Annotated in this window: 1 protein-coding gene; it reads left to right on the top strand. The window is 40.0% G+C overall.

The genetic code is table 11. The features are described from left to right. Positions 1-127 precede the first annotated feature (127 nt). Positions 128-1,483: an IS1182 family transposase gene (locus tag J2S19_RS23585; protein WP_016205476.1), complete on the top strand. Its 1,356-nt coding sequence runs from the start codon at positions 128-130 to the stop codon at positions 1,481-1,483. The last annotated feature ends 259 nt before the right edge of the window (positions 1,484-1,742 follow it).

Raw genomic sequence — 1,742 nt, forward strand, 5'->3', positions numbered from 1 at the left:
GAATCAATTTCGTAAATCTGAGCCCTACGGGCTCAAGGCTTTCAAGCACTAAAAAAAGGAGTACCTCCCCAAAATGTCGAATTTAGTAAGCACCACACAAACTAATAAGACTGGAGGAAGACTCCCTATGGCTATTATACGACAAGGAAGCCTATTTGACCTACAAGAATTATATAATTTAGAACCTACCCATCGATTTGAAGCTGTTTTTTCAGCTATCGACATTGAGCCAATCTTCGCAGTGGTAACGAAGAAATCTCGTTTTGGTAGACCTGTCGAACTGAATTATGCAGCTATGATTTACTCGCTAGTTGCCCGATTAACTGAACGAATTCCATTTATTAAAGATCTAGTGAAGCGATTAAAAAATGATATGATTTTCCGTCTAGACTGTGGATTTTTGGTATCTGATACAGTACCTTCAGAAGCAGCTTACTCAAGAATGGTGACCATCATTAGCGAATCAAACGTGCTAGAAGAAGTGAAAGAAATGATCCTTCATCAGGCTATCTCAGAAGGCTTTATTACTGATGATACAATAGCGATTGATGCGACACACTTTGAGGCCAAAAATCAAGCACCTCCAAAAGAAGAAAAACCAAAAATAGAACCTAAGAAACGTGGGCGCAAATCAAAGGAAGAAAGGGAACAATGGTTGATTGAAAAAACTGAGCGTGAAGCCAGCCTGCCTCTCTTTGAAAAGAAAATTGAAGAACAATTAGACGTTCCATTAGAACAACTTCGTGCTGAAATTCCCCAGAATCCAGAATGGGGAGTGAAGAAAAATAGTGAAGGAAAGAACGTTTTTTGGTATGGCTATAAAGCGCATTTAGCTGTTGGCACAAAAAGCCAATACATTCTTCAATCCCTGATTTCTTCTGGCAATTTGAATGACGGAAAAGCAGCGATACCTTTATTAAAAGGAATTCAAGAACGAGTCCCACTTTCCACTATACGTTACAACACCTTGGATGCTGGATATGATTACGAAGCGATTTATACACAGATTCACCGAATGGGTCTACAATCAGTAATTGCCTATAATAAGCGTAATGAGCCTGAGCCAGAAGGTTTTGATAAACATTTCGCACCCACATGTTTCCGAGAACACTCGTACCGTTATGATAGTTTCGATCCGAAATACGAAACACTCAAATATACACGACCAAAGGAATGTAAAGACTGTCCCTTAGCCGATGAAGGTCTTTGTCAAAAGATCTATAAAGTGAAAATCACAACGGATTTAAGAAAATATACCGCACCAGCACGAGGGTCAAAAGCTTGGAAAACCATCTTTAAACAGCGAACTGCGGTGGAACGTGTAAATGCTTATCTTAAATTATATTTTCAACTAAACAATGTACGTTATCGGACTGGAAAACGCGCTAAAGTTCACTTTGACCTAGTTACCTTAGTTTACAATGCTTCAAAATTGGCTGCTGATCGAATAAATGCCATGTTAAATCAACAACTAGCTGCCTAAAATATAGGCTGTGAGTGCCATTCTTAATTTCCAAACCTGTTGATTGGAGCGGAAGGCGGCGACTCCTGCGGGAAAAGCGTGGCCAGGTGAGACCCCGCAAGAGCGAAGCGATGAGGAGGCTCACGGACCGCCCGCGGAAAGCGTCCGCCTGTAGTGGAAATCAACACCTATTCAACAGGCATCAACTAAAAAAAATTTAAGTAGCTAATATTCTGTGGTTCTGTGTTTCTTTAAAATAATGAATTATGAAATTGATTCA

The organism is Metabacillus malikii (genome assembly GCF_030813355.1).
GTDB lineage: Bacteria > Bacillota > Bacilli > Bacillales > Bacillaceae > Metabacillus > Metabacillus malikii.

Excerpts from the sequence above, each read along its gene's own strand:
- J2S19_RS23585 (WP_016205476.1), top strand. The coding sequence starts at position 128 with ATGGCTATTATACGACAAGGAAGCCTATTTGACCTACAAGAATTATAT.